This window comes from Paraburkholderia sp. GAS199 (assembly GCF_050436585.1).
In the GTDB taxonomy this organism is placed as follows: Bacteria; Pseudomonadota; Gammaproteobacteria; order Burkholderiales; family Burkholderiaceae; genus Paraburkholderia.
The window spans coordinates 295724-314534 of the sequence record NZ_JBNDMM010000001.1 but is presented as its reverse complement, the minus strand read 5'-3'; the positions used below and the strand labels follow the sequence as shown (position 1 = coordinate 314534).

The following is an 18811-nucleotide window of genomic DNA, read 5'->3' as shown; positions in this document are numbered from 1 at the left end:
CGAATATGTGAGTGAGCAGCGAGCAGCGTGATGGGCCGTCATGACCGAGGCTAGTCAGCGGCTCTCTTCACCCGCTTGCGCATCGCGCCGCAGTGATTCACGAGATTTTCTTGCGTGAGGACATAGCGTTTCAGCAGCGTGTCGATGTCGTAGAAATAGATGCTCGCAATGAAGCCGTAAAGGCCCGCGTCTGCGCTGGTTGCTTCTGCGCCGAAAATGAATGGGCCGTTGCCGAGCAGGCGTGAGACGGCGCGCAGATCGGCCAGCCCGCGTGAATAAGCAGCTTCTGGCTCGTAGCGGCCGATACCCTGATAGTGATAGCGCTCGAAATTGTAGCGGCGCGCTTTTTCGAGTGCGTCCGCAGTCAGTTGCGGATGTTGCGCGAGGAGTGCGTCGCGGAAGATGGGCCAAAAACGATCGTCGCGCCAGCGTGAATACGACATGACCCAATACAGGTCGTCCAGCGTGCGTCGTAACAGCAAGTCGGTCGATTGCTGGTCGGCGTCGAGCGCATCGTCCAGCGTCAATTGATAGCGCTGTTTCAGATGCGCGATGATCGCGTCGCTGTCGCCGATAATTTTGCCGTCGTCGTCGAGATACGGGAGTTGCCCGCGTGGCGCCGCGCTGGTGTCGAGTACATGCCGATGCTCGAACGAAAGCCCGTTCATAGTCAGAAACGCGAACACCTTCAGGCCATAAGGATTGTTGTCTTCGAGGCCGAAAAGTTGCGGGTAGGAGTAGAGCGTGATCATGTCGCCTCCAGGTGCCGAAGTTTTTGCGTCTCAGGGCAGTCGACGCTCAAGTGTACCGCTACATTTGTATATATAACTTTTAGTAAGCGGCTGCTATTCTGGTTAATTGCACGCTGCCCGTTCCGCGGACGGCGAATTTCCTGATCGAGCGGCGTCATGAGATCGTCAGGCCTCACGGTGCGCAGGTTCAGTTCGGCGGCTCAGGAGCGCGCGTTCCGGCTGGACTACGCGCGGCGGTTCTCCGCGCAGCGCAAACTCGCCATCACGATCTTCACCGGTTTGTGGATTGTCTTTTCCATCCGCGACTTCAGCCGCTTAGCGGTACTCGATCCCGCCCATTTGCACCACAACGAACTGATCATCCTTAGAGTGGTGGGCGCCATGGGGATGTTGATTCCCGTGCTGTTGTGGACACCTCGCGCGCTGGATGAACGTTGGGCCGTCGGACTACTCAGTGTCTGGACGATCAGTTGCTGGTTCACCGCGCTGCGAATGCTGCAGTTCTATCCGGGCGACCTTGGCTGGCGGGAAGTGTATCCGGTGCTCATGTTTTCCCTGTTCTTGATATTCATGGCATTTCGGCTTCGGGTGATGACAGCGGCATGGTTGATTGGAATATGCATCGTCAGCTATCTGATCATGCTCTATTTCAAACCCGTTGGCGGGAGCGTCGCATTACGCGTGGAATCGGTGGCTGCGCACGCCACCATGTTGCCGATGATGGCCATTGTCGGCGTGCTGCTCAGTGTGCCGCTGGAACGGGCCGCCAGACGCGAATTCATCTACCGTCGCACGTTGCGCGCGGCCAAGGCGCGTGTCGAAGCTGCGGCGCGTTCGGTCAACGAGCAGAATAAACGCATGCAGGAACTCGTTCGGGAGAAAGAGCGATTCTTCTCGTCGGCGTATCACGACATTCAACAGCCTCTTGCCGCCATCGGTCTTTTCATTCGAAGCGCGCGCACGGGCATCCGGAACGGAAACGCCGTGGACCGTGACCTCGACATCGTCGAGGAGACCGCGTCGGACATTCTCGACATGTTCAAGGATATCCAGGATTACAGCGAGTTGGGCTCATACGTGCCTCACATCGTCCCCGTCGATGTCCACGCGTTGTTGACCGAAGTCTACGAACAATACCGCGAGATGGCCCGGCTGCGAGGCATCGAGCTAAGAATCGCGGAGCGGCGAGGGCGCGCGCCGTCGCTCGAAACAGACCGGTCGCTCTTCAAGCGCTCCGTGTCGAATCTCGTGTCGAACGCGATCAAGAATACGTCGTCGGGTGGCGTTGTGCTTGGCTGGGTGCAACTGAAGGAGCGACTGCGTGTCGACGTGTGGGACACCGGTCTCGGCATTGCGCCCGCTCATCGCGAAGCAATCTTCTCCGAGTACTATCAGATCAACAATCCAGAGCGCGACCGGTCGAAAGGGCTCGGGCTCGGGTTGTCGATCGTGAATCGCGCGATCCAGATTTTGCCTGGACACAGCATGAGTTTTGCGTCCGTGGAAGGGCGCGGGTCGCGCTTTTCCCTTTACGCGACGGTTTCGTCTTTGCCTCCGGCCGCGCGCGCACGAGCTCCCTACGCAGATGTCTATGTGCCCGATCTCACTGGCACGTTCATGCTGCTCTGCGACGACGAGCCGACTGTTCTCGAAGGTCTGCGGCGTCTTTTTTCGAGCGCGGGCGCGCTCGTGTATGCCGCCGAGTCGATGGCCGGATTCGAAGCCGTTCTTTCCGATGACAGCCGGATTCCCGACCTCATCGTCGCGGATATCCGGTTACGCGAGGGCGCCACCGGCAAGGATGTTGCCGATCGGATCAGACGCCATTTCGCGTGGGCCGGCGTCATTCCCGTCGCCTTTATCACGGGCGAGTTGCTGTCCGATCACATCCTTCGTGATTTCCCCGAACCGTTCATTCTGTTGCGCAAATCCTCCCCTCCCGAGAACCTGCTCGCTGAAATCAGCCGGTATGTCGCCGCTCAACAAAAGACTTCGATTTCTCGAATGATCAGTGACTGACGGTGTAGCGGCGCAGGAAACGTTGTGGACGTGGGCTCTTGGCGCTGCGTTGTCAAACCGGCACGCTTTTCTCCGGGGCCTCGCGTTTCTACCGTCGAGGCTTCGCACTGGCGCCGCGTTATTCTGTTCAGCATGATTCGTCTAATGATGGGCGAAAACCGCCAGGTTTCAGGCCGAATCATCTGTCTTTAGTCCCTGCTGTGTACTATCTCAGCTGAACACATCAGACAATCACTACGATTCTGCCATCCGCCGATGTGTGATCGCAGCGCACCTCGAAAGCAGTGCAGGGAGGCGATGGAATGCGCGTACTGATCGTCGATGACCATGAACTGTTCAGGGCGGGACTGGCGCTTCTGCTGGAAGAGCTTTTCCCCCGGATCGAGTTGCTGCACGCGAGCACCTTGTTGCAGGGACTGAATCATGCACTTTGCGAATTGCTGAATATCGTTTTTCTCGATCTCGACCTGCCCGACGGCAACGGTTGCAATGCGCTCGCCGCCTTGAAGGAATCGCGCCCGTCATTGCCGGTTATCGTGATCTCGGCCGATGAGAGAGTAGAAACGATCGGTCGATGCATTCAGCTGCGCGCCATGGGATACGTGCCCAAATCGTCCCCGCCCGAAGCGTTGCGAGCAGCGATAAGCGCGGTGCTTGCCGGGGGCGTGTTTCTTCCTGCGGCCAGCATCGCCGACCTCAGCCGTGAATTGCAGAGCGACACGATTTCCGCCAACGGACTCGCCGATAGACAGTCGGCGTTTCATTCGGAATTGATCAGCGCGTCCGAATTGGGACTGACGCCGAGAGAGTTCGAAACGCTGGCGTGGCTGGCGCGAGGACTGCCGTCGAAGGCCATCGCGCTGAAAATGGGACTTGAGGATATTACGGTGCGCAAATACGTGAGTCATCTGCTCGCGCACTTCAATCTGCGACGCCGTACCGAACTCATTGTCATGCTGGCCAACAGAGGGCTCAAGCTCGGCGTTCCGCCGGTTACCGACCCCGCGCATGACCGGAATCTGCCGGTCGTCGGGCGACAGTCAACCGATTGATATCGGTCCAGTTCTTCAGCGCCTTCCCGCATGTCACGGCCATTGGCCGATGACGATGCCTACATCTTTCGCCGATTATTTTTGTCCGCAGGCTACGCATGTGCATTGCGACGACATCTCCCGTGGCCAAGAATAATGACGCAAACAACGCCAAGGGTGCATGAAGCCAATCGGCCGAATGCTTGTTTGAAACCGGGCTTTCCCAGCAATGGAAACTCCGACGAGCGAAAGGAACCAACATGAAATCACCACTTGTAGTCGCATCAGCTGTTGTTCTGTTTGTGGCGGCCGGCGTCGCGCATTCGCAGGATGCACCGCAACCCGCTCAAGCGGCCCCGCAGGACAACGCATCAACGCAGGCGTCCGGTCCCGATACGGGAATGGAATCCTACGGCGGTACACCCGACACGCGAGTACAAAGCGGCGCAAAAAATGCCAGACCGTGCCGGATCGACCCGCAGTGCAACGTGTTTTTCGGAGGAAGTTGACGGAGCCAGGATCATATCCGAGCCATGAATTCGAGCATATAAATGAAGTCACTTCTTTGCGGCGAGAGCGGGGTCGCCAACGTAACTTGTTGATGACGAGAAGGTGAAGAAATGAAAGTGCAAGTTTCGACTCTAGCTGTTGCCGCGTTTCTGCTGACCGCAGCCGGTGCTGCCAACTCGCAGGATATGCAGCCGTCAGACGGCACTGGCCAGTTAGCTGGGCAGCAGTCAGTCAATTCATCTGAGGGAGTCATGCCGATGGACGGCGACAGTATGGGGGACGTGGCAGCTAAACCTGGTGGAAGGAATGGCTACGGAAAAACACGAGATGGTCAGCCGTGTGTCGTGGGGTTGTCGTGTGATATTTATCAGGGTAGTTGAATTGGTTTTGCGGCGTGGGCGATTATCGAAGATGAGGGATTGAACGTGGACGCAACGCGGTTCTTGTCGTTTCAGTCATAAAATACGGGTGTACCGATACTTTCTGCGATGTACCAACGACAAGTGACCATGCAAGCTAAGCTCAGAGTTGCCAGACCCGTCAGTGACATTCAACGCTCGGAAAAGATGTATTGTGCGGCCCTCGATTTAACCGTACTCGCACGATTTGAGAATCATCAGGGCTTCGACGGAGTGATGCTCGGACGGTCAGGGATGGACTATCACTTCGAATTTACCCGGAGTCGCGAACACCCGGTAGTGCCATCGCCGACCCTTGAAGATTTGCTGGTGTTCTACGTTCCGGAACGAAATGAATGGGAATCGGCATGCAGCCGACTCGCGAACAACGGCTTCGTCCGCATCGCGTCGTTCAATCCGTATTGGGACCTGGCGGGTCGAACGTTCGCGGACCACGACGGATATCGAGTCGTTATACAGAACGCGGAGTGGTCCTTGTAAGTTAAACGCACAGCGGCCACTTCGTTCGAACAAGCCGCATCGCCAGCAATCGCAAATCCACTACGGACGTTGCACTAACCTCAATTTGTGTGTCACTATCAACGCCATGGACCTTCGTAACGTCACGATTCAATACCACCACCACGGTCGTCATCCGGCGCGCCGTGGTTCGTTACGTCCATAGCAGGAGATCTGGGATCACAATTCCCGCTCCATGCAGAAACGACCAAGGCGCCGAAAGGCGCTTTTTTTATTTCTATTTCCCGAGAGGATGCTCATGACCATGATTCGCGGAACACGTTTCATCGTTGGCAATGAAGCGGCACAAATTCGTGCTCTGGAAACTTAATTTCGGAGTTACCTTCATTAATGCCGGAGCGGAGGAGGCCATCGTTCCAGCCCTGTGGTCGCAGGATACATTCGTGCAGAAAGCCGGCGGCAGCGAGATTATCGGCCAGATGTGGGCCTTTCCCGATAAGAAGGGACGGCCTTGCTGCCTTATTCCCGAGGCGACTGCGCTATTCCAGGAGCGATGCAGTGAATTGCTGGGCCGCCAGCGCGAGCGAATGTTGTTCTATATCGCTCGCTGTTACCGCTACGAACGACCGCAAGCCGGCCGCTATCGTGAATTCTCCCAATTGGGATTCGAGTATCTATGCCCCGACCCGGAATGGGCAGCCAAACGCAGCCAGGAGATCGCAATCGGCTTTTTCGACTCACTCGGCCTTCGCTACGAATTCGACGCTTCGGCCCGCAGAGGACTTAGCTACTATCTGAACGGGCGTGGCTTCGAAATGCGCTGTACGGAATTGGGAGCGCAAAGCCAGGTGGCGGGCGGCGGTGCGTATAAAGAGGGTGCCGGCTTTGGCATTGGCGCTGAACGGCTGATGTTGGCGATGGCCGCGCAAGGTCTTGTGTAGCCGAGCGGGCTATTACCTGATTTGCCGCCTACGTCACCGCGTACACGCACGCATCGCCTCGACGATCGCATCCTGATCCGCCGGACTCTGGAACGATGCCTTCAGCAAGGTCGACTCGTCGTCCATCTTCGTCCGGAAACACGTCTGATCGATGTCAGGGTGCGTCGTCGCGGCATGCAGGCCGGCGATCATCAGCAGGGTCATCAGCAAGCCGGTCAACGTCAACGCGGCGACCCACCGCTGGGCTTCCACATCGCCCTGGGACAGGTGGGCATTTTCATGACTCTTCGTGCCTTTCTCGATACCAATCATTTTCATCTCCATAAGCCAATAGCCGTAATCCTGGTTCCAGACATAGAATATGAAAAGTTGAATATCCTGAAAGCAACGTTCAGTTTTTTCTAATCTGGTGGCACGCATGAGAGAGATCAGTCTGGACCGCCTGCGTACGCTGGTGACCATCGTCGATCATCGTTCCTTCGCGGAGGCCGCGCGGCTGCTGCATTTGGCGCCGCCAACGGTCAGCCTGCACATCCAGGAACTGGAGGAGCGCGTCGGTGCGCCATTGCTGTCGCGCAAGCGCGGACACGTTCAACCCACGGCAATCGGCGAGACGCTGCTGGCCAGGTCACGGCAACTTCTTGCGGACGCCGCACAGGTGCTGGATGACGTTCGCCGGCAGGTCGAAGGACTCGAAGGGCGTGTGCGACTCGGCGCGTCCACCGGCGCAATCGCAAACCTGCTGCCGCAAGCCCTCGAAGCGCTCGGTCAGCAATATCCCGCTATCGACGTTCAGGTGACGGTGCTGACATCTCAGGGCACGCTCAGCGGCCTTGCCGAAGGCACGCTGGACATCGGGCTGGTCGCGTTACCGCAGCCTGCAATAGCGGGCCTGGTGATCAAGCCATGGCGGCGAGATCCGGTCATGGCCTTCATGCCTGCCCAATGGAAATGCCCGGCCCGCGTAACGCCAGCCTGGCTGGCGAATAAGCCACTCGTACTCAACGACCCGGCTACGCGGCTTTCGCAATTGACGGCCGAGTGGTTCGCGGCGAGTGGCCAGCATCCGGTGCCGCGCATCCAGCTGAATTACAACGACGCGATCCGAAGTCTGGTCGCGGCGGGTTACGGCGCAGCGTTGTTGCCTCATGAAGCCGCTACGCCATCGCACGATCCGCGTATCGTCATGCGGCCGTTGCGGCCCGCATTGTGGCGTCGGCTCGGCATCGCGCATCGAACGGGACGCATCGAAAATGCAACGCAACACGCGCTCGATATCTTGTGGAGTCTGCGGGTCGTTTAGCCGATGGGCGGTTGTTATGCAGCCAGATGGTTGGACGGCGTACACGAAGTTGGAGCCGCACTCGAACTATTTACGCCGACCTACGTTCATCGTCCCGGCTTTGCGCGTCGCTGCTCCGTCAGCGCTTCCACCAACGCGCGTACGCGCCCCGCGCGCACTCGCGAGCCTGGCAACACCAGGTTGACCGCGAGCGGCGCGGGCCGGCACTTCGGCAGCAGTTCCACGAGCGAACCTTCCGCGAGATACGGCTGCGCGAAGAACTGGGGCATCTGTGCGATGCCGATGCCGAGCACGGCCGCTTCGGCGAGCGCTTCGCCATGGCTGATGCGAAACGGTGTGTCCGGCGTAAGCGTCACGGTCTTGCCTTTTTCGATAAATTCGAGCGGTCTGTCGCGGCCATGAGTCGGCAGACGGAACACGATGATCGTGTGATGCACGAGGTCGCGAATGGCGCGGATGGGATCGTGGCCGGCGAGATACGTCGGGCTCGCGCACAGCACGAGCGGCTGTTCGTCGATCTGGTGGGCAATCAGCGACGAATCTTCGAGTTGACCGAAACGGACCACGGCGTCGAGCCCTTCGTCGAGCACGCTGACACGGCTATCGGAGAGCCGTAGATCGAATTCGAGTGCCGGGTGACGCTCGCGCAGTCGCGCCAGCACGGGCAGCACGATGCGCACGCCATAACCGATTGGCGCGCCGATTCGCAGCATACCCGCGGGCTCGTCCGACGCGCCGACCGATGTCAGATCGAGCGCGTCGATTTGCGCGAGCAGCAACTCGCACTTCGCATAGAGTGCGCGGCCCTCTTCGGTGAGCGTCACCGAGCGCGTGGTGCGATGAAAGAGGCGCGCGTTCAAGTCTTTCTCGAGACGCGCGACGCTTTTAGCCATCGACGATGGCGCGAGCCCGAGTTCTCGCGCGGCCTGCGCGAAGCTGCCATGTCGCGCGACGGCCGAGAAATTGACAAACTGGCTGAGGTTTTTCATCGATAGATTCGCGACATCGGGTCATTAGAGTCGTGGCATGGCGGCGACCCCGCGAGAGTCGACGCGCCGATATAGTTGGATCAAGGCGATGCAATCGCGAACCGGGCAGGCGTGGCCTGATCCCAATCTTTCGGAGAAAACAATGGCCGCACCTCACATGAACATCTTAACCGGAACCATCGGGTACGACTTCGGCGGTTCCTATACGCGCATTCTGGTGTCTGGCGCTCAAACGGGCGACGCATACTGCGTGCTTGAAATGGCTTCGCCCGCTGGCCGCGCAACGCCGATGCATCATCACGACCACGAAGAAGAAACGCTGATCATGCTCGAAGGCGAGTTGCAGACCGTCGGCGACGACGCATCGCAAACGCTGCGTGTGGGTGAATCCGCTACGTTCGGACGCGGCACGCGACATAAGTTGATCAACAGCGGCACGCAAACCGCACGCTATCTGGTGATCTGCGCGCCGGCCGGCTTCGACCGCTTCGTGCAGGCTTGCGCGGAGCCGCGAGAAGCGCTCGCCGAAACGCAGGAACCCGACGACGCTTTCAAGGCTCGCATGCGTGCTGCCGCGGAGCGCTTTGGCATTACGCTGCACGCGCCTGCGCCGGTATCTGTGTAAATGGGCTTGCCGTTTAACGAAGCACGGCATCATTAGCCGAGACTTGTCGACGCTTTGCGGAGGCGGCTCGCGACGTTGAACGCGTCAGGCAATGCCAGATATCGCAGCAGCAGATCTGGCAGCAAATTATCGGTGAGTGGAAAATACAGGGCAGCAATCGCGCTGCGCAAGGTGGTGTCGTACGGAGCAAATGGTTTGGTTGTTCGACGAAGATCAAACCTTGCAATCAGCTCAACGACAAATCTACTATGGCCTTAAGCCACATGTTTGCATTTCCCTTACCGATAGTTTGCAATGAACGGATCCGATCTTTCGGCGCTCTCCCCGTTCGCTCGCGTGGCAGAGGAACAGAGCTTCAGTGCCGCCGCGTAGGCACTAGGCATTTCCAATTCCGCCGCCAGCTATACGATTCGACGGCTGGAGCAGCAACTCGGCGCCAAACTCTTTAATCGCACCACGCGAAGCGTGAGCCTCACCGAGGCCGGCAGCGCGTTCCTGACAAGAATTCAGCCCTTGATGGAGCAGCTCGACCTCGCGTTCAACGAAGTGGGCCGCGAATCGAGTGGAACCATGGGCACGCTTCGGCTGAACATGCTGCGTTCGGCCATCTCGCTGGTTATCACACCGATTCTGAAAGATTTCCTGCGAGCCTATCCCGACATAAAGCTCGATGTGATATCCGAGAACAGCCTCGTCGATATCGCGAGCCGGGGCTACGACGCGGGTATCCGTTACGACAACGTGATGGCCCAGGACATGGTCGCGGTGCCGATCGTCACCGACATGCGATTCTGCATCGTGGCTTCACCCGATTATCTTCGTGACAGAACCGTTCCAACCCATCCGCGCGATCTTCTCAAGCATGAGTGCATCAACTATCGGAGCGCCAGCACCAAGGCGGTGTATCGGTGGGAGTTCGAGAAGGGCGACGAGAAGTTCAGCATGGCCGTTACGGGAAGAGTCGCTACCAACGACAACGATCTTCTTCTGCAAGCGGCCCTGGATGGCCTCGGGTTTGGCTATCTGCAATACCGTTTGGTTGAACCGCATCTGGATGCTGGCCGTCTCGTGAATGTGCTGGACGGCTGGACTCCGGGCGGCACGCTTTATCTCTACTACTACAACCCCGGCCGAATTCCCCGCAAACTGCGCGTTTTCATCGACTTCGTGCGAGAACGTTTGAAGTAAGGCGATCGTGCATTGTGCAATTTCTTTGCATAGGGCATTTGCATTGCGCACCTTTTTCGTCAAAGGGTGAATTTCTATACTGCGTCGTCGCGATGCCGAACTCAGATCCAAATGCGGCATCGAACGTTCAGTTGGCCGACGAGAGGACTGTTCCGCGCGTGCGAAAACAGAACCGGCCGCTGATATCAGGAACAACGGCTGCTAGCGGGCCATCCACTGGCGCTCACGGAGCAGTAGTCACTTTGTAAGGGATATACCATGTCATCATCCAACACTCCCGTCTGGTTTATCACCGGCTGTTCGACCGGCCTCGGCCGTGCGCTTGCCACCCTGATTGTGGAACGAGGCTGGCGTGCTGTCGTCACCGCGCGCGATGTTTCGAGCGTCGCCGATATTGTCAGCGGCGCGGAAGACCGCGCCGTGGCGCTCGCACTCGACGTCACGAAGCAGGCCGAGATCGACGCTGCGGTGGCGACGGCACGCGAGAAGTTCGGCCGAATCGACGTGCTGGTGAATAATGCCGGCTACGGATATCAGAGCACCGCCGAGGAAGGCACGGAAGCCGAGATCCGCGCGCAATTCGACGCGAACGTTTTCGGGCTCTTTGCCATGACGCGTGCCGTGCTGCCGATCATGCGCGAGCAACGTAGCGGCAACATCATCAATATCAGCTCGGTGGCGGGTCTGATCGGCTTTCCGGGGTCGGGCTACTATGCGGCGTCCAAACACGCAGTGGAAGGTTGGTCCGACTCGTTGCGCGCCGAACTGGAGCCGCTCGGCATTGGCGTTACGTGCGTGGAACCGGGGCCGTTCCGCACGGATTGGGCGGGCCGCTCGCTGCGTCAAACGTTGACTCAGATCGACGATTACGCCGAGACGGCAGGCAAGCGGCACAGCGGGACGAAGCAGACGAGCGGCACGCAGCCGGGCGACCCCGTGCGTGCCGGCGAGGCGATGATCGCCATCGCACGCAACGCGGAAGCGCCGCGTCATCTCGTACTCGGCGCGTGGGGCTTCAATGCCGTGGTCGATTATCTGAAGAAGCTCACGACGGATATCAAAGGCCAGCGCGAGTTGAGCCTGTCGGCGGATTTCAGCGACAAGTAAACGCGCCACATTGCCCGCCGGGTCGCCGACCGTGATCCGGCGGCATTCGCGTGATTGGATTTGCGTGCGAGCGTCAGTCTTCCTGGCGTTTTTTGTCGGCCACTTCATTCAATTGAGCCTTCATGGCGCGCTGCGCAAGCGGCGACAACGCAAGAAGTTCGCGGACGAGATCGTCCGTGAACTTCTCCAACTCGGAATCGACGACGAAGTCTGTCGCAATTCCCCAGTCGTAGGCTTCTGTGCCGTGAATGAAGCGGCTACGCATGATGATGTCTTTCGCGCGGCCAACGCCGACCATTTCCTGCAAACGCGCCGAGCCGCTTTGGCTCAGAAGCTGTCCCATTTCCTGCATACGTAGCGCGTAAAGCGTGGTCTCGGTCGCGACCCGGAAATCGCAGGCCAACGAAAGTTCGAACCCTGCGTCGAAGCAGTAGCCGCGGTTCAATGCGATCACCGGTTTGCCGCAGCGCGCCGGCGCGCTCATGTCTCTCGCAAGAGTCGGCATGGCGTCGATTGCGCTTTGCGGCAATCGTTCGTTGAGGCTACCCGCCGAAAAATGGTCACCGACGCCGCGCACGACGATCACACGAACCAGCGGCTCGCTGTCGAGCATGTCGAAAACCGCTAACAGATGCTCGCGTTGATCCATGGAAATAAGATTGAACGACGGACGGTCCAACACAATGTCTGCACGGAACATCCCTTTTCTGTATTCAACGCGAAAACCATCGAAACCATTTGCGATCGTCAGATCGTCAGCCATCAGCGCTCCTCGCAATCACGCATTGTCCTTTCGATGCCTGAATTGTGGAAACGGATAGCGCATCCGGACAGAACGCTGCGCTCGATTTGCAGGAAAGCACGCAAATCTTGCAGAAATGATCGTGGGGAGGTTTGCCGCGAGGAATGAAAAGCTTACTGTCGATGCACGATGACCCGGATACGGCCGTCGACGATCTCAACGACGTGTTGATTTAACTGGGCGCTGGCGGGATTGATTCCGCGACCGTTGCGGGCGCAGAACTCCCATCGATGGATAGGGCAGACTATCACGCCGTTCGCGAATTCGCCGTCGCTCAGTCGGCCGCCGCCGTGTGGACAGCGGTTTTCATAGGCATGAACGGTGCCGTCGAGATTGACGATCAGCACCGAACCGCGGCTGGTGTCGACGCCGATCATCTCGCCGATCCATAGATCGTCTGCATCCATGACGTCGACTGCGAAAGTGGGCTCAAAGCCACTATCCGGTTCGACTGGCGCAGATGAGGGCGCGGTACGTTTGTCTGCTTTTTTTGCCGATGGCATTACGATTTCGACTCCGTCGCCTCCATGACATTGAGTGTCGGCCGTCCGCGAAACTGGTTGGCATAGTGGCTCGGCGCCTCGCCGAAATAGCTGGTGAAGGCTTTGACGAAGTGCGACGTGCTCGCATAGCCAGTGCGGGTGGCGGCCTCGTTGATACCCAAACCCTCGCGAATGATCAGCACGCGCGCGCGTTCCAGCCTGAGCTGCTTCAGGAATTGATACGGCGAGACGCCGATCGCATCCTTGAACGAATGCGCGAGCGTGGACGTGCTCGCACCCACCGCCCGAGCAATTTCGTCGATCGTGATCGGCTTACTGTACTCGGCCTGCATGTATCGAATCGCGGCAAAGACCTTGCGCGAGCCTTTTCCATGAAGTGCCGACGTCACCAGACGCGATGCCTGATCGTGGCGCAGAAGACGGAAAACGATTTCTCGCAGAAAGAGCGGCCCGAGCAGACGGCGCTCGCTGTCGTCGTCCAGCGTTTTCAGAAAGCGCGTAACGGCATCGCGCAGATCGCCGTCGAGTTTCGATACATACGGGTCGTCGGACTGATCTTCTCCCTCGGCGGGTTGCTGCGCTTCGAGCGCGGGCAGGTTTTCCATCAGTACTTCCGCCACTGCGGCTGCCGGAATTTGCAGGATCATCGAAAGAAATGGCCGTGACGGCGACCCCTCGAGTATTTCGGTCTGCATTCGCGTCGCGCTGTTCACCACGACGTAGCTATCCGGATCGAAGAAGTATTTCCGGCCATTGATGGTGACGCGCATTCGACCTTGCACGACGATGCACAGCGCGAGCGACGCCGTCTGGTCCCATAGCGGCGCGACCGGACTTTCGAACCGGTAGAAGGTGAGACCGCTCCAGTGGCACGTATTGGCGCCTTGCGTTTCCGCAAACTCGTCGAGCAACGTCACCAGCGGATCGTTCGCCAGCGGCGGCAAATTAGATGGGGCGATCGAACCGGGCGTGCTGGACGATATGCCACTGGTGCCGTTCGACTCCACGGAAATACCTGCCGCGTCGAGAGAACGCGCGATCGCATCACGCGCCGCTTCGAGCGTGCTTAGCTCTTCCTGACCTAAAGACGATGCGCTCGCGAGCAACGTGGCCAATCCGCCCGCAGCGTCTTCGGCACGAGGACGCCACTTTTTCACCCAACGCACGAAACTGCTGGCATTGTCGGGCGATCGTTCGATCGCGAAGCGAGCGAGCGCACAACTCCAGCGGCTTGCGCGTATCGAGTCTTTGGCGAGATTGGTCAGGAGCAGCCAGGTCAGATCATCGCGGTTTTCGCGGGCCACTTTCGCGAGCTGGGTCAAAAGAATTTCGTCGAGAGCGGGGCGCAGCACGAGATTGACGGCCGTCAGGCACTCGGCCCAATCGTAGGCAATCAAGGCTGTTTCGACGGCTTTTCTGGCGGGCTGCCATCCGAGGTCCGCTTCCCATATGCGCCGGGCGCTGTCCAGAATGTGCACGTCGGGCCGCGCGCGCTGCAACTGACGGGTGCGGTAGGCGACGAGAGAGCCGCGTCGCAACAGGTCTGCAGCGGAAAAAGCCGCACAATTGGTGATGTAAGAAGATGGCGCAATGGTGCCAAGATAGGCCTGCGTCATCTGCAAACCATGAATGGGATAGCGCGTCGGTATCAGAACATGCGCGAGAGTATCGAGCCACGTGGCGGAAATATTGGCGTCGTGCGCGCTGTGTTCGTATTGATCGAGCACGCCCTTTAGTACATTTTCCTGCTCGTCCTGAACGGTGACGTACTTGCGGTAAGTCATCTCGTCGGGGTCGCGAAACTCGTTCCATTCCGGAACCTGTACGGGCGATTTATCGCGGTACGTGAGATACCACATGTTCGCCGGCGTGGTGGGATTCAGCTCGAACGCAGCCGCACGATGCTTGCGGACCGTGTAGTTGAGATCATGCGTCACGATCTCGTACTCGCTCGGCACGTGGCGAATCGCGCCTAGCGCGCTCCACGTGCGCAGTGGTTTGACCTTCGCACGCGCGGAATCTTCGTCCATCCGACAGTCCTCCACAGGATCAGCGTTTGTATTGCCAGACAAACTCATCCGAAGTCGTGGTGATGCGACCGGCGAAAGAGGCGAGAATCTGTTCGAGTTCCCGCATTTCGTAAAAGCGCCCGACGTGCCGTTCAATCGACGCCCGGGTGACGCGAAGACACCACTCGGCCTGCACTCTCACGTAAGCGCCCCGGTCGATGAGTTCGATGTGACGGTCCGGATTGTCTTCGATGATCGCGCGCACCACGGCGTCGACTTCGTCGACCATGCGCAGAACCGGTCCGACCAGATTGGCGGAAACAGGCATGGCTCGTTCCTTACTCCGCGTAACGGACAGTGAGGCAGTGCAGCGGCCGAATACCCGCGCTACCCACCGTCTCGCCCATAGGCAAGGCTGCGCCGTTGAAATAGACGACCATCGGCGCGTCGCGCCGCGCCACTCTGATTCCCACCACGTGCTCGGCAATTTTGTCCGCCACCTGGGCGATCGTATCGGTGTCGAGCACGAACACGAGTTGCGTGACGATGTCGCCGATGAAGTGCGCGTTGATGGGAAGCGGCGTCTGTTGTGCCGTGCGGTTCACGCTCATGTCAGGCTCGCTTCATCTGGCTGTCGCTGGGATATGAATAGGCCCATGCATAATTCTTCGCGTCCCGTCCCATGACTTCGGGTGTCAGCCCCATGTAATCGAGTACGCCTTCGAGCGTTTGCGGCTGGACTTGTCCTTCCAGAAGCCGCTCGATCACCGTTTTCTGATGAATGGTGTCCTTGTCTTCCCACCAGATCTGTCGGCAGGGCCGCGAGCAGAAATGATAGGTATAGCCATCGTGTTCGAGTGGATAACTGCGCACGGGATAGCGGCTGTTATTCGGTGCGCCGGCCGTACCGATGGGAAGATGGCAACAGTTGCAGAGCCACGGCAGCGTTTTAGGTAAGGTCTGTTCTTCCTGTCCGCTGTTGATATTCGAAATGATCGTGTCCCAACCTGGACCAAATTCTTTTTCCCAGTGCGGATACTTCTCGCGCAGCCAGTCGCGCTCGTCCGTGCTGACGCCGCCTTGCGGTTTCCACCAGACAGTCGGACGCCAGAACCAGATGCCCATTTGCAGCGAGTGGTGCCATATGTCGAGCCCGTCGATGAATTCTTGCCAGAACCACGGCTGCTTCAGGCCGAAATCCTTCAGCGTCCGCAAATACTGATTGACCACCCATTCTTCCATGAACTCCTTATAGGACATCTTGCGGTGTTCGAGCGGCGTGTAATAGTCCATGCCGATGCCGCTGATCACGGCAAAAAGCCGCGCGCTGATCCAGAAGGTTTTATCGATCAGCCATTGCGCGCGCTTTGGATCGTGCCGCATCAGGATTTCCATAGTCGGATGACCCTGCTGCGCATGCCGCGCCTCGTCGGTCTGAATCGACGAAATCATGTTGGCGAAATTGATGTCGGTCGAGCTGAGCGCGTCGGCTGCGAGTCCGATGAATTGAACATTGGTGAATGCCGTTTCAAAAGTGAACGGCAGCTGGATGGCGATATCGACGGCGCAGGGATTGGCCATCATGCCGTCGAACGCCGCGCGCCCGGCCACGGCAACCCATTCGTCCGTGTGATACGCCTTGAGTGCCCAATCGTATTGCTCGTCCTTGCTGATGAATTCGTGAGCGAACAGCAGATTCAACTGCGTATGGCGGATTTCGTCGAGAGAACCGAATAGCGCCATTTGCCGCCAGGCAGGCGATAGACCAAACCGGGCCATGCGCAATTCGGCAAGCACGGCGAGATATTCGATCAACGAGACCGCGCCGTAGTGCAGCTTCGAAACGGATTTCCAGCCTTCGTCGAGATTGTCGAAAATGGACGAGCGGCGCATTGCAGATTTCACCGCATACGCCGAGGCGTCTTTTTCACGCTGTGTGGCCACATACTCGGGATACGTGACCTTGTAAGGCTCGTCCCATTGTTTCCAGGCGTCGATTGGCACCTTGCCGGTGCCCGACAACCACTCGGGAAATACGGCGTCCTGGTCGACGTAAGAAAGCGTCCATTCGACGTCACGATAAAGGTCGTACCAGTCTTCACGTGCGAGCGAAGCCATCCTTACCTCCTGCGCTACGTTCGTCTACGGACACTCAATCACACTCGAGCCGTCCGAGTTGCCGATACCAGTTCGCCGTGTCCCAATACGCGACGATGTCGTCGATCAGGCCTTCGCGATTCACATGAAACAGAAAGAGATGATCGAGCCGGTAGTGTTTGCCGCTATCGGCGATCGTCCCGAATGCTTTGGCTTGCGTGCCCGAGATTGCGACTTCGACGGCTACGTTGCCTGCGTCGTCGGTGCCGATCCAGTTCAGTTCGTTGCTCAAGTCCGGGAATGCATCGATCAACGACGACCACCACGTTTTGCCGATTCCACGCACCTTGCCGTTTCCACGAACGACGCGCTGCTTTCGCATCACTTCCGCGGGCACATAGCGGAAATTCGCGTTATCGGTGCACACGTCGCCCATCGCTTCGACATCGTGTCGCTGGTACGCGTCGAAGAAATACAGCACTGCGCGATGCGCGCGCTCTGCGTGCGTGACTGCGCGCCGTTTCGACGAATCCGGCATGACTGTCTCCCTGTCTGAAGCCGGCGCGATCACATCGTAATCGTCACCTGATCGAGGCGCCGCACCGCGAGCCGCCGGTAAAGCTGGTTCTGGCACCAGAAGAGCTTGACTCCCTCGATGCGGTCGGCGCGTGTGCGCAGCAGCCACGCTTCTTCGAGGTCGATGTGCTTTTCCTGATTGATCACGCCGAGAAAGCCGCCGGCCTGTGTGCCGTCGAAGGTTGTCTCTGCGACGACGACATCGTCGCCCGTTGCAAATATCCGCCGCGTGGTGAGACTGAGATCGGGGAAAGCCGACATCCAGCCTTCGAAGAATTTGCGTCCCTCGGCATGGATGGCGCCTTCGATCTCGAGCGGCAAAATATGAATGGAGCAGTGTGGAGAGCACACCATTAGTGCTCCGTTTACATCATGCCGGGCAAGGCCGGTAAGAAAAGTATTGGCCAGATCGAGGGCGGAGTTCATGCCGCATTTCCCTGCAAGACGCCCAGCTTTCGCAGCACGGCCTGAGCGCAGGCTTCATCCGACATCTGGTTCTGCGCAGTCAACAGATGACGATCGACCACGACATGCGACACCCATGCCGGTGCTTCGTCATAAACGACGCCACGATTTTTCAATTCGCTTTCCAGAAACCAGCCGGGCCGTTTGAGCCCGGCGATGGCCTGGTCCTCTTCCTCGTTGCTAAATGCGGCGACGCGGTAACCGTCGAAAACCCAACCCCCATCCGGACCATCGCCGACCGATAGCAGTGCTGCCGGCCCATGACAGAGGAGTGCGATCAGGTGCCGTCGCGAATGCGCCAAACGAAGCACGCGTTCGACGTCGCGGTTATCGGCGAGATCGACCATGGCGCCATGACCTCCGGGAATGAACACTGCGTCGAACGAAAGAATCTCGTCGTCGGAGAGACTTGCCAACTCATAGGGACTGTTCAGCGCGCGGTCGTGCGTCAGCGCGTGCTCGCAGACACGCGCTATCTCTTCGCTTTCACGCTTGACTTTGTCCGCTAGAAGCTGAGCTTGCGCGGGTGGCACGAGCGCGCTGACTTTCGGCCGCGCGGCCAGTGCCTCGAGAAATCCGATATCGTGTTTCCAGCTTTCTTTTGCTGCCGCTTCCACATTGGCCCGCGCCAGCCCGTGTTCGACATCGGCGTAGGTCAATGCCTCGTAAATGCGCCGCGAGACGATCAGATCGAGTTCCGTGTAGTGATGCAACGTGAAGCGGATTCCTTCGGCGTCGTCCGCAAAGCTTCGCACGATCGCGGCAAGAAAATCCCTGTCGGCGTCCGGATAATGAAAGCGCGGCTCCAGGCTGAAAGGGTCTGCGATGCCGGGTCGGCCGTCCACTGTGCAGATTCGCACTTCGACCCCAGCAGCGCGAAAGAGTCGAAGCGGCGTATAGACTTCATCGGACCAATAACCCGTCGCAAGGGTGCCGCCGCCCTCGAGTTGTATTTCCCGTGCACTGGAAACAATCATCAAGATGCGCCGCATGGCTCCTCTCCTCTGCAAGTATTT

The 18811-nt window shown here is 58.7% G+C and carries 22 protein-coding genes; 10 read left to right on the top strand and 12 right to left on the bottom strand.

The window, feature by feature from the left end; translation table 11 throughout:
- Positions 1 to 50 precede the first annotated feature (50 nt).
- Positions 51 to 752 carry a glutathione S-transferase family protein gene (locus P3T18_RS01320; protein ID WP_429298103.1) on the bottom strand — a complete coding sequence of 234 codons (702 nt, stop codon included), beginning with the start codon at positions 750 to 752 and terminating at the stop codon, positions 51 to 53.
- A gap of 279 nt (positions 753 to 1031) precedes the next feature.
- Between P3T18_RS01320 and P3T18_RS01315 the strand changes: the two genes are divergently transcribed.
- The 6 genes from P3T18_RS01315 (at position 1032) to P3T18_RS01290 (ending at position 6131) form a co-directional block, all read left to right on the top strand.
- Positions 1032 to 2771: a hybrid sensor histidine kinase/response regulator gene (locus tag P3T18_RS01315; protein WP_429298102.1), complete on the top strand. Its 1740-nt coding sequence runs from the start codon at positions 1032 to 1034 to the stop codon at positions 2769 to 2771.
- A 302-nt stretch (positions 2772 to 3073) separates the two neighbouring features.
- Positions 3074 to 3823, top strand: coding sequence for a response regulator (locus P3T18_RS01310; protein WP_429298101.1), 750 nt, complete (start codon positions 3074 to 3076; stop codon positions 3821 to 3823).
- A 239-nt stretch (positions 3824 to 4062) separates the two neighbouring features.
- Positions 4063 to 4311 carry a hypothetical protein gene (locus P3T18_RS01305; RefSeq protein WP_429298100.1) on the top strand — a complete coding sequence of 83 codons (249 nt, stop codon included), beginning with the start codon at positions 4063 to 4065 and terminating at the stop codon, positions 4309 to 4311.
- Between the two features lie 111 nt (positions 4312 to 4422).
- Positions 4423 to 4692 (top strand): hypothetical protein, encoded by a 270-nt coding sequence (locus P3T18_RS01300; RefSeq protein WP_429298099.1) that lies wholly within the window; start codon positions 4423 to 4425, stop codon positions 4690 to 4692.
- A 129-nt stretch (positions 4693 to 4821) separates the two neighbouring features.
- Positions 4822 to 5211 carry a VOC family protein gene (locus P3T18_RS01295; RefSeq protein ID WP_429298098.1) on the top strand — a complete coding sequence of 130 codons (390 nt, stop codon included), beginning with the start codon at positions 4822 to 4824 and terminating at the stop codon, positions 5209 to 5211.
- Between the two features lie 332 nt (positions 5212 to 5543).
- A complete protein-coding gene (locus P3T18_RS01290; protein ID WP_429298097.1) occupies positions 5544 to 6131 on the top strand; it encodes an ATP phosphoribosyltransferase regulatory subunit in 588 nt (195 codons plus the stop codon).
- 33 nt (positions 6132 to 6164) lie between these two features.
- Here P3T18_RS01290 and P3T18_RS01285 read toward each other — a convergent pair whose 3' ends face one another.
- The gene (locus P3T18_RS01285) at positions 6165 to 6443 is read right to left on the bottom strand and encodes a hypothetical protein (protein WP_429298096.1); all 279 of its coding nucleotides are present in this window, start codon (positions 6441 to 6443) and stop codon (positions 6165 to 6167) included.
- 106 nt (positions 6444 to 6549) lie between these two features.
- Here P3T18_RS01285 and P3T18_RS01280 point away from each other — a divergent pair, with 106 nt between their 5' ends.
- Complete coding sequence (locus P3T18_RS01280; RefSeq protein ID WP_429298095.1) at positions 6550 to 7434, top strand: LysR family transcriptional regulator; 885 nt, start codon at positions 6550 to 6552, stop codon at positions 7432 to 7434.
- An 86-nt stretch (positions 7435 to 7520) separates the two neighbouring features.
- Here P3T18_RS01280 and P3T18_RS01275 read toward each other — a convergent pair whose 3' ends face one another.
- Positions 7521 to 8423 (bottom strand): LysR substrate-binding domain-containing protein, encoded by a 903-nt coding sequence (locus P3T18_RS01275; protein WP_429298094.1) that lies wholly within the window; start codon positions 8421 to 8423, stop codon positions 7521 to 7523.
- Between the two features lie 157 nt (positions 8424 to 8580).
- Between P3T18_RS01275 and P3T18_RS01270 the strand changes: the two genes are divergently transcribed.
- The 3 genes from P3T18_RS01270 to P3T18_RS01260 all read left to right on the top strand — a co-directional run bounded on the left by P3T18_RS01270 (position 8581) and on the right by P3T18_RS01260 (position 11343).
- Positions 8581 to 9048 (top strand): cupin domain-containing protein, encoded by a 468-nt coding sequence (locus P3T18_RS01270; protein ID WP_429298093.1) that lies wholly within the window; start codon positions 8581 to 8583, stop codon positions 9046 to 9048.
- Between the two features lie 381 nt (positions 9049 to 9429).
- Positions 9430 to 10236, top strand: a complete 807-nt coding sequence (locus P3T18_RS01265; RefSeq protein WP_429299015.1) for a LysR substrate-binding domain-containing protein — start codon at positions 9430 to 9432, stop codon at positions 10234 to 10236.
- 258 nt (positions 10237 to 10494) lie between these two features.
- Entirely contained in the window at positions 10495 to 11343 is an 849-nt protein-coding gene (locus P3T18_RS01260) for an oxidoreductase (RefSeq protein WP_429298092.1), read from the top strand.
- A gap of 73 nt (positions 11344 to 11416) precedes the next feature.
- Here the strand turns inward: P3T18_RS01260 and P3T18_RS01255 are convergent, their stop codons facing one another.
- The 9 genes from P3T18_RS01255 to P3T18_RS01215 all read right to left on the bottom strand — a co-directional run bounded on the left by P3T18_RS01255 (position 11417) and on the right by P3T18_RS01215 (position 18787).
- Complete coding sequence (locus P3T18_RS01255) at positions 11417 to 12106, bottom strand: enoyl-CoA hydratase/isomerase family protein (RefSeq protein WP_429298091.1); 690 nt, start codon at positions 12104 to 12106, stop codon at positions 11417 to 11419.
- Positions 12107 to 12258: 152 nt separating this feature from the next.
- Entirely contained in the window at positions 12259 to 12552 is a 294-nt protein-coding gene (locus P3T18_RS01250) for a Rieske (2Fe-2S) protein (RefSeq protein WP_429298090.1), read from the bottom strand.
- Positions 12553 to 12647: 95 nt separating this feature from the next.
- Positions 12648 to 14678 carry an AraC family transcriptional regulator N-terminal domain-containing protein gene (locus tag P3T18_RS01245; RefSeq protein WP_429298089.1) on the bottom strand — a complete coding sequence of 677 codons (2031 nt, stop codon included), beginning with the start codon at positions 14676 to 14678 and terminating at the stop codon, positions 12648 to 12650.
- A 19-nt stretch (positions 14679 to 14697) separates the two neighbouring features.
- Positions 14698 to 14985: an MmoB/DmpM family protein gene (locus P3T18_RS01240; RefSeq protein ID WP_429298088.1), complete on the bottom strand. Its 288-nt coding sequence runs from the start codon at positions 14983 to 14985 to the stop codon at positions 14698 to 14700.
- A gap of 10 nt (positions 14986 to 14995) precedes the next feature.
- Positions 14996 to 15268 carry a toluene-4-monooxygenase system B family protein gene (locus P3T18_RS01235; RefSeq protein WP_429298087.1) on the bottom strand — a complete coding sequence of 91 codons (273 nt, stop codon included), beginning with the start codon at positions 15266 to 15268 and terminating at the stop codon, positions 14996 to 14998.
- 1 nt (position 15269) lies between these two features.
- The gene (locus P3T18_RS01230; protein ID WP_429298086.1) at positions 15270 to 16775 is read right to left on the bottom strand and encodes a toluene monooxygenase; all 1506 of its coding nucleotides are present in this window, start codon (positions 16773 to 16775) and stop codon (positions 15270 to 15272) included.
- Positions 16776 to 16809: 34 nt separating this feature from the next.
- Positions 16810 to 17292: a nuclear transport factor 2 family protein gene (locus P3T18_RS01225; RefSeq protein WP_429298085.1), complete on the bottom strand. Its 483-nt coding sequence runs from the start codon at positions 17290 to 17292 to the stop codon at positions 16810 to 16812.
- Between the two features lie 29 nt (positions 17293 to 17321).
- The gene (locus tag P3T18_RS01220) at positions 17322 to 17756 is read right to left on the bottom strand and encodes a nuclear transport factor 2 family protein (protein WP_429298084.1); all 435 of its coding nucleotides are present in this window, start codon (positions 17754 to 17756) and stop codon (positions 17322 to 17324) included.
- Positions 17753 to 18787 (bottom strand): DJ-1/PfpI family protein, encoded by a 1035-nt coding sequence (locus P3T18_RS01215; RefSeq protein ID WP_429298083.1) that lies wholly within the window; start codon positions 18785 to 18787, stop codon positions 17753 to 17755. The genes P3T18_RS01220 and P3T18_RS01215 overlap by 4 nt, the downstream gene beginning before the upstream one ends.
- Positions 18788 to 18811 lie beyond the last annotated feature (24 nt).

What these genes read in the sequence shown, in the direction of transcription:
- P3T18_RS01320 (WP_429298103.1), bottom strand. Translation starts at nt 752, where the DNA reads ATGATCACGCTCTACTCCTACCCGCAACTTTTCGGCCTCGAAGACAAC.
- P3T18_RS01310 (WP_429298101.1), top strand. Translation starts at nt 3,074, where the DNA reads ATGCGCGTACTGATCGTCGATGACCATGAACTGTTCAGGGCGGGACTG.
- P3T18_RS01305 (WP_429298100.1), top strand. Translation starts at nt 4,063, where the DNA reads ATGAAATCACCACTTGTAGTCGCATCAGCTGTTGTTCTGTTTGTGGCG.
- P3T18_RS01300 (WP_429298099.1), top strand. Translation starts at nt 4,423, where the DNA reads ATGAAAGTGCAAGTTTCGACTCTAGCTGTTGCCGCGTTTCTGCTGACC.
- P3T18_RS01295 (WP_429298098.1), top strand. Translation starts at nt 4,822, where the DNA reads ATGCAAGCTAAGCTCAGAGTTGCCAGACCCGTCAGTGACATTCAACGC.
- P3T18_RS01285 (WP_429298096.1), bottom strand. Translation starts at nt 6,443, where the DNA reads ATGATTGGTATCGAGAAAGGCACGAAGAGTCATGAAAATGCCCACCTG.
- P3T18_RS01280 (WP_429298095.1), top strand. Translation starts at nt 6,550, where the DNA reads ATGAGAGAGATCAGTCTGGACCGCCTGCGTACGCTGGTGACCATCGTC.
- P3T18_RS01275 (WP_429298094.1), bottom strand. Translation starts at nt 8,423, where the DNA reads ATGAAAAACCTCAGCCAGTTTGTCAATTTCTCGGCCGTCGCGCGACAT.
- P3T18_RS01270 (WP_429298093.1), top strand. Translation starts at nt 8,581, where the DNA reads ATGAACATCTTAACCGGAACCATCGGGTACGACTTCGGCGGTTCCTAT.
- P3T18_RS01260 (WP_429298092.1), top strand. Translation starts at nt 10,495, where the DNA reads ATGTCATCATCCAACACTCCCGTCTGGTTTATCACCGGCTGTTCGACC.
- P3T18_RS01255 (WP_429298091.1), bottom strand. Translation starts at nt 12,106, where the DNA reads ATGGCTGACGATCTGACGATCGCAAATGGTTTCGATGGTTTTCGCGTT.
- P3T18_RS01250 (WP_429298090.1), bottom strand. Translation starts at nt 12,552, where the DNA reads ATGGATGCAGACGATCTATGGATCGGCGAGATGATCGGCGTCGACACC.
- P3T18_RS01245 (WP_429298089.1), bottom strand. Translation starts at nt 14,678, where the DNA reads ATGGACGAAGATTCCGCGCGTGCGAAGGTCAAACCACTGCGCACGTGG.
- P3T18_RS01240 (WP_429298088.1), bottom strand. Translation starts at nt 14,985, where the DNA reads ATGCCTGTTTCCGCCAATCTGGTCGGACCGGTTCTGCGCATGGTCGAC.
- P3T18_RS01235 (WP_429298087.1), bottom strand. Translation starts at nt 15,268, where the DNA reads ATGAGCGTGAACCGCACGGCACAACAGACGCCGCTTCCCATCAACGCG.
- P3T18_RS01230 (WP_429298086.1), bottom strand. Translation starts at nt 16,775, where the DNA reads ATGGCTTCGCTCGCACGTGAAGACTGGTACGACCTTTATCGTGACGTC.
- P3T18_RS01225 (WP_429298085.1), bottom strand. Translation starts at nt 17,292, where the DNA reads ATGCCGGATTCGTCGAAACGGCGCGCAGTCACGCACGCAGAGCGCGCG.
- P3T18_RS01220 (WP_429298084.1), bottom strand. Translation starts at nt 17,756, where the DNA reads ATGAACTCCGCCCTCGATCTGGCCAATACTTTTCTTACCGGCCTTGCC.
- P3T18_RS01215 (WP_429298083.1), bottom strand. Translation starts at nt 18,787, where the DNA reads ATGCGGCGCATCTTGATGATTGTTTCCAGTGCACGGGAAATACAACTC.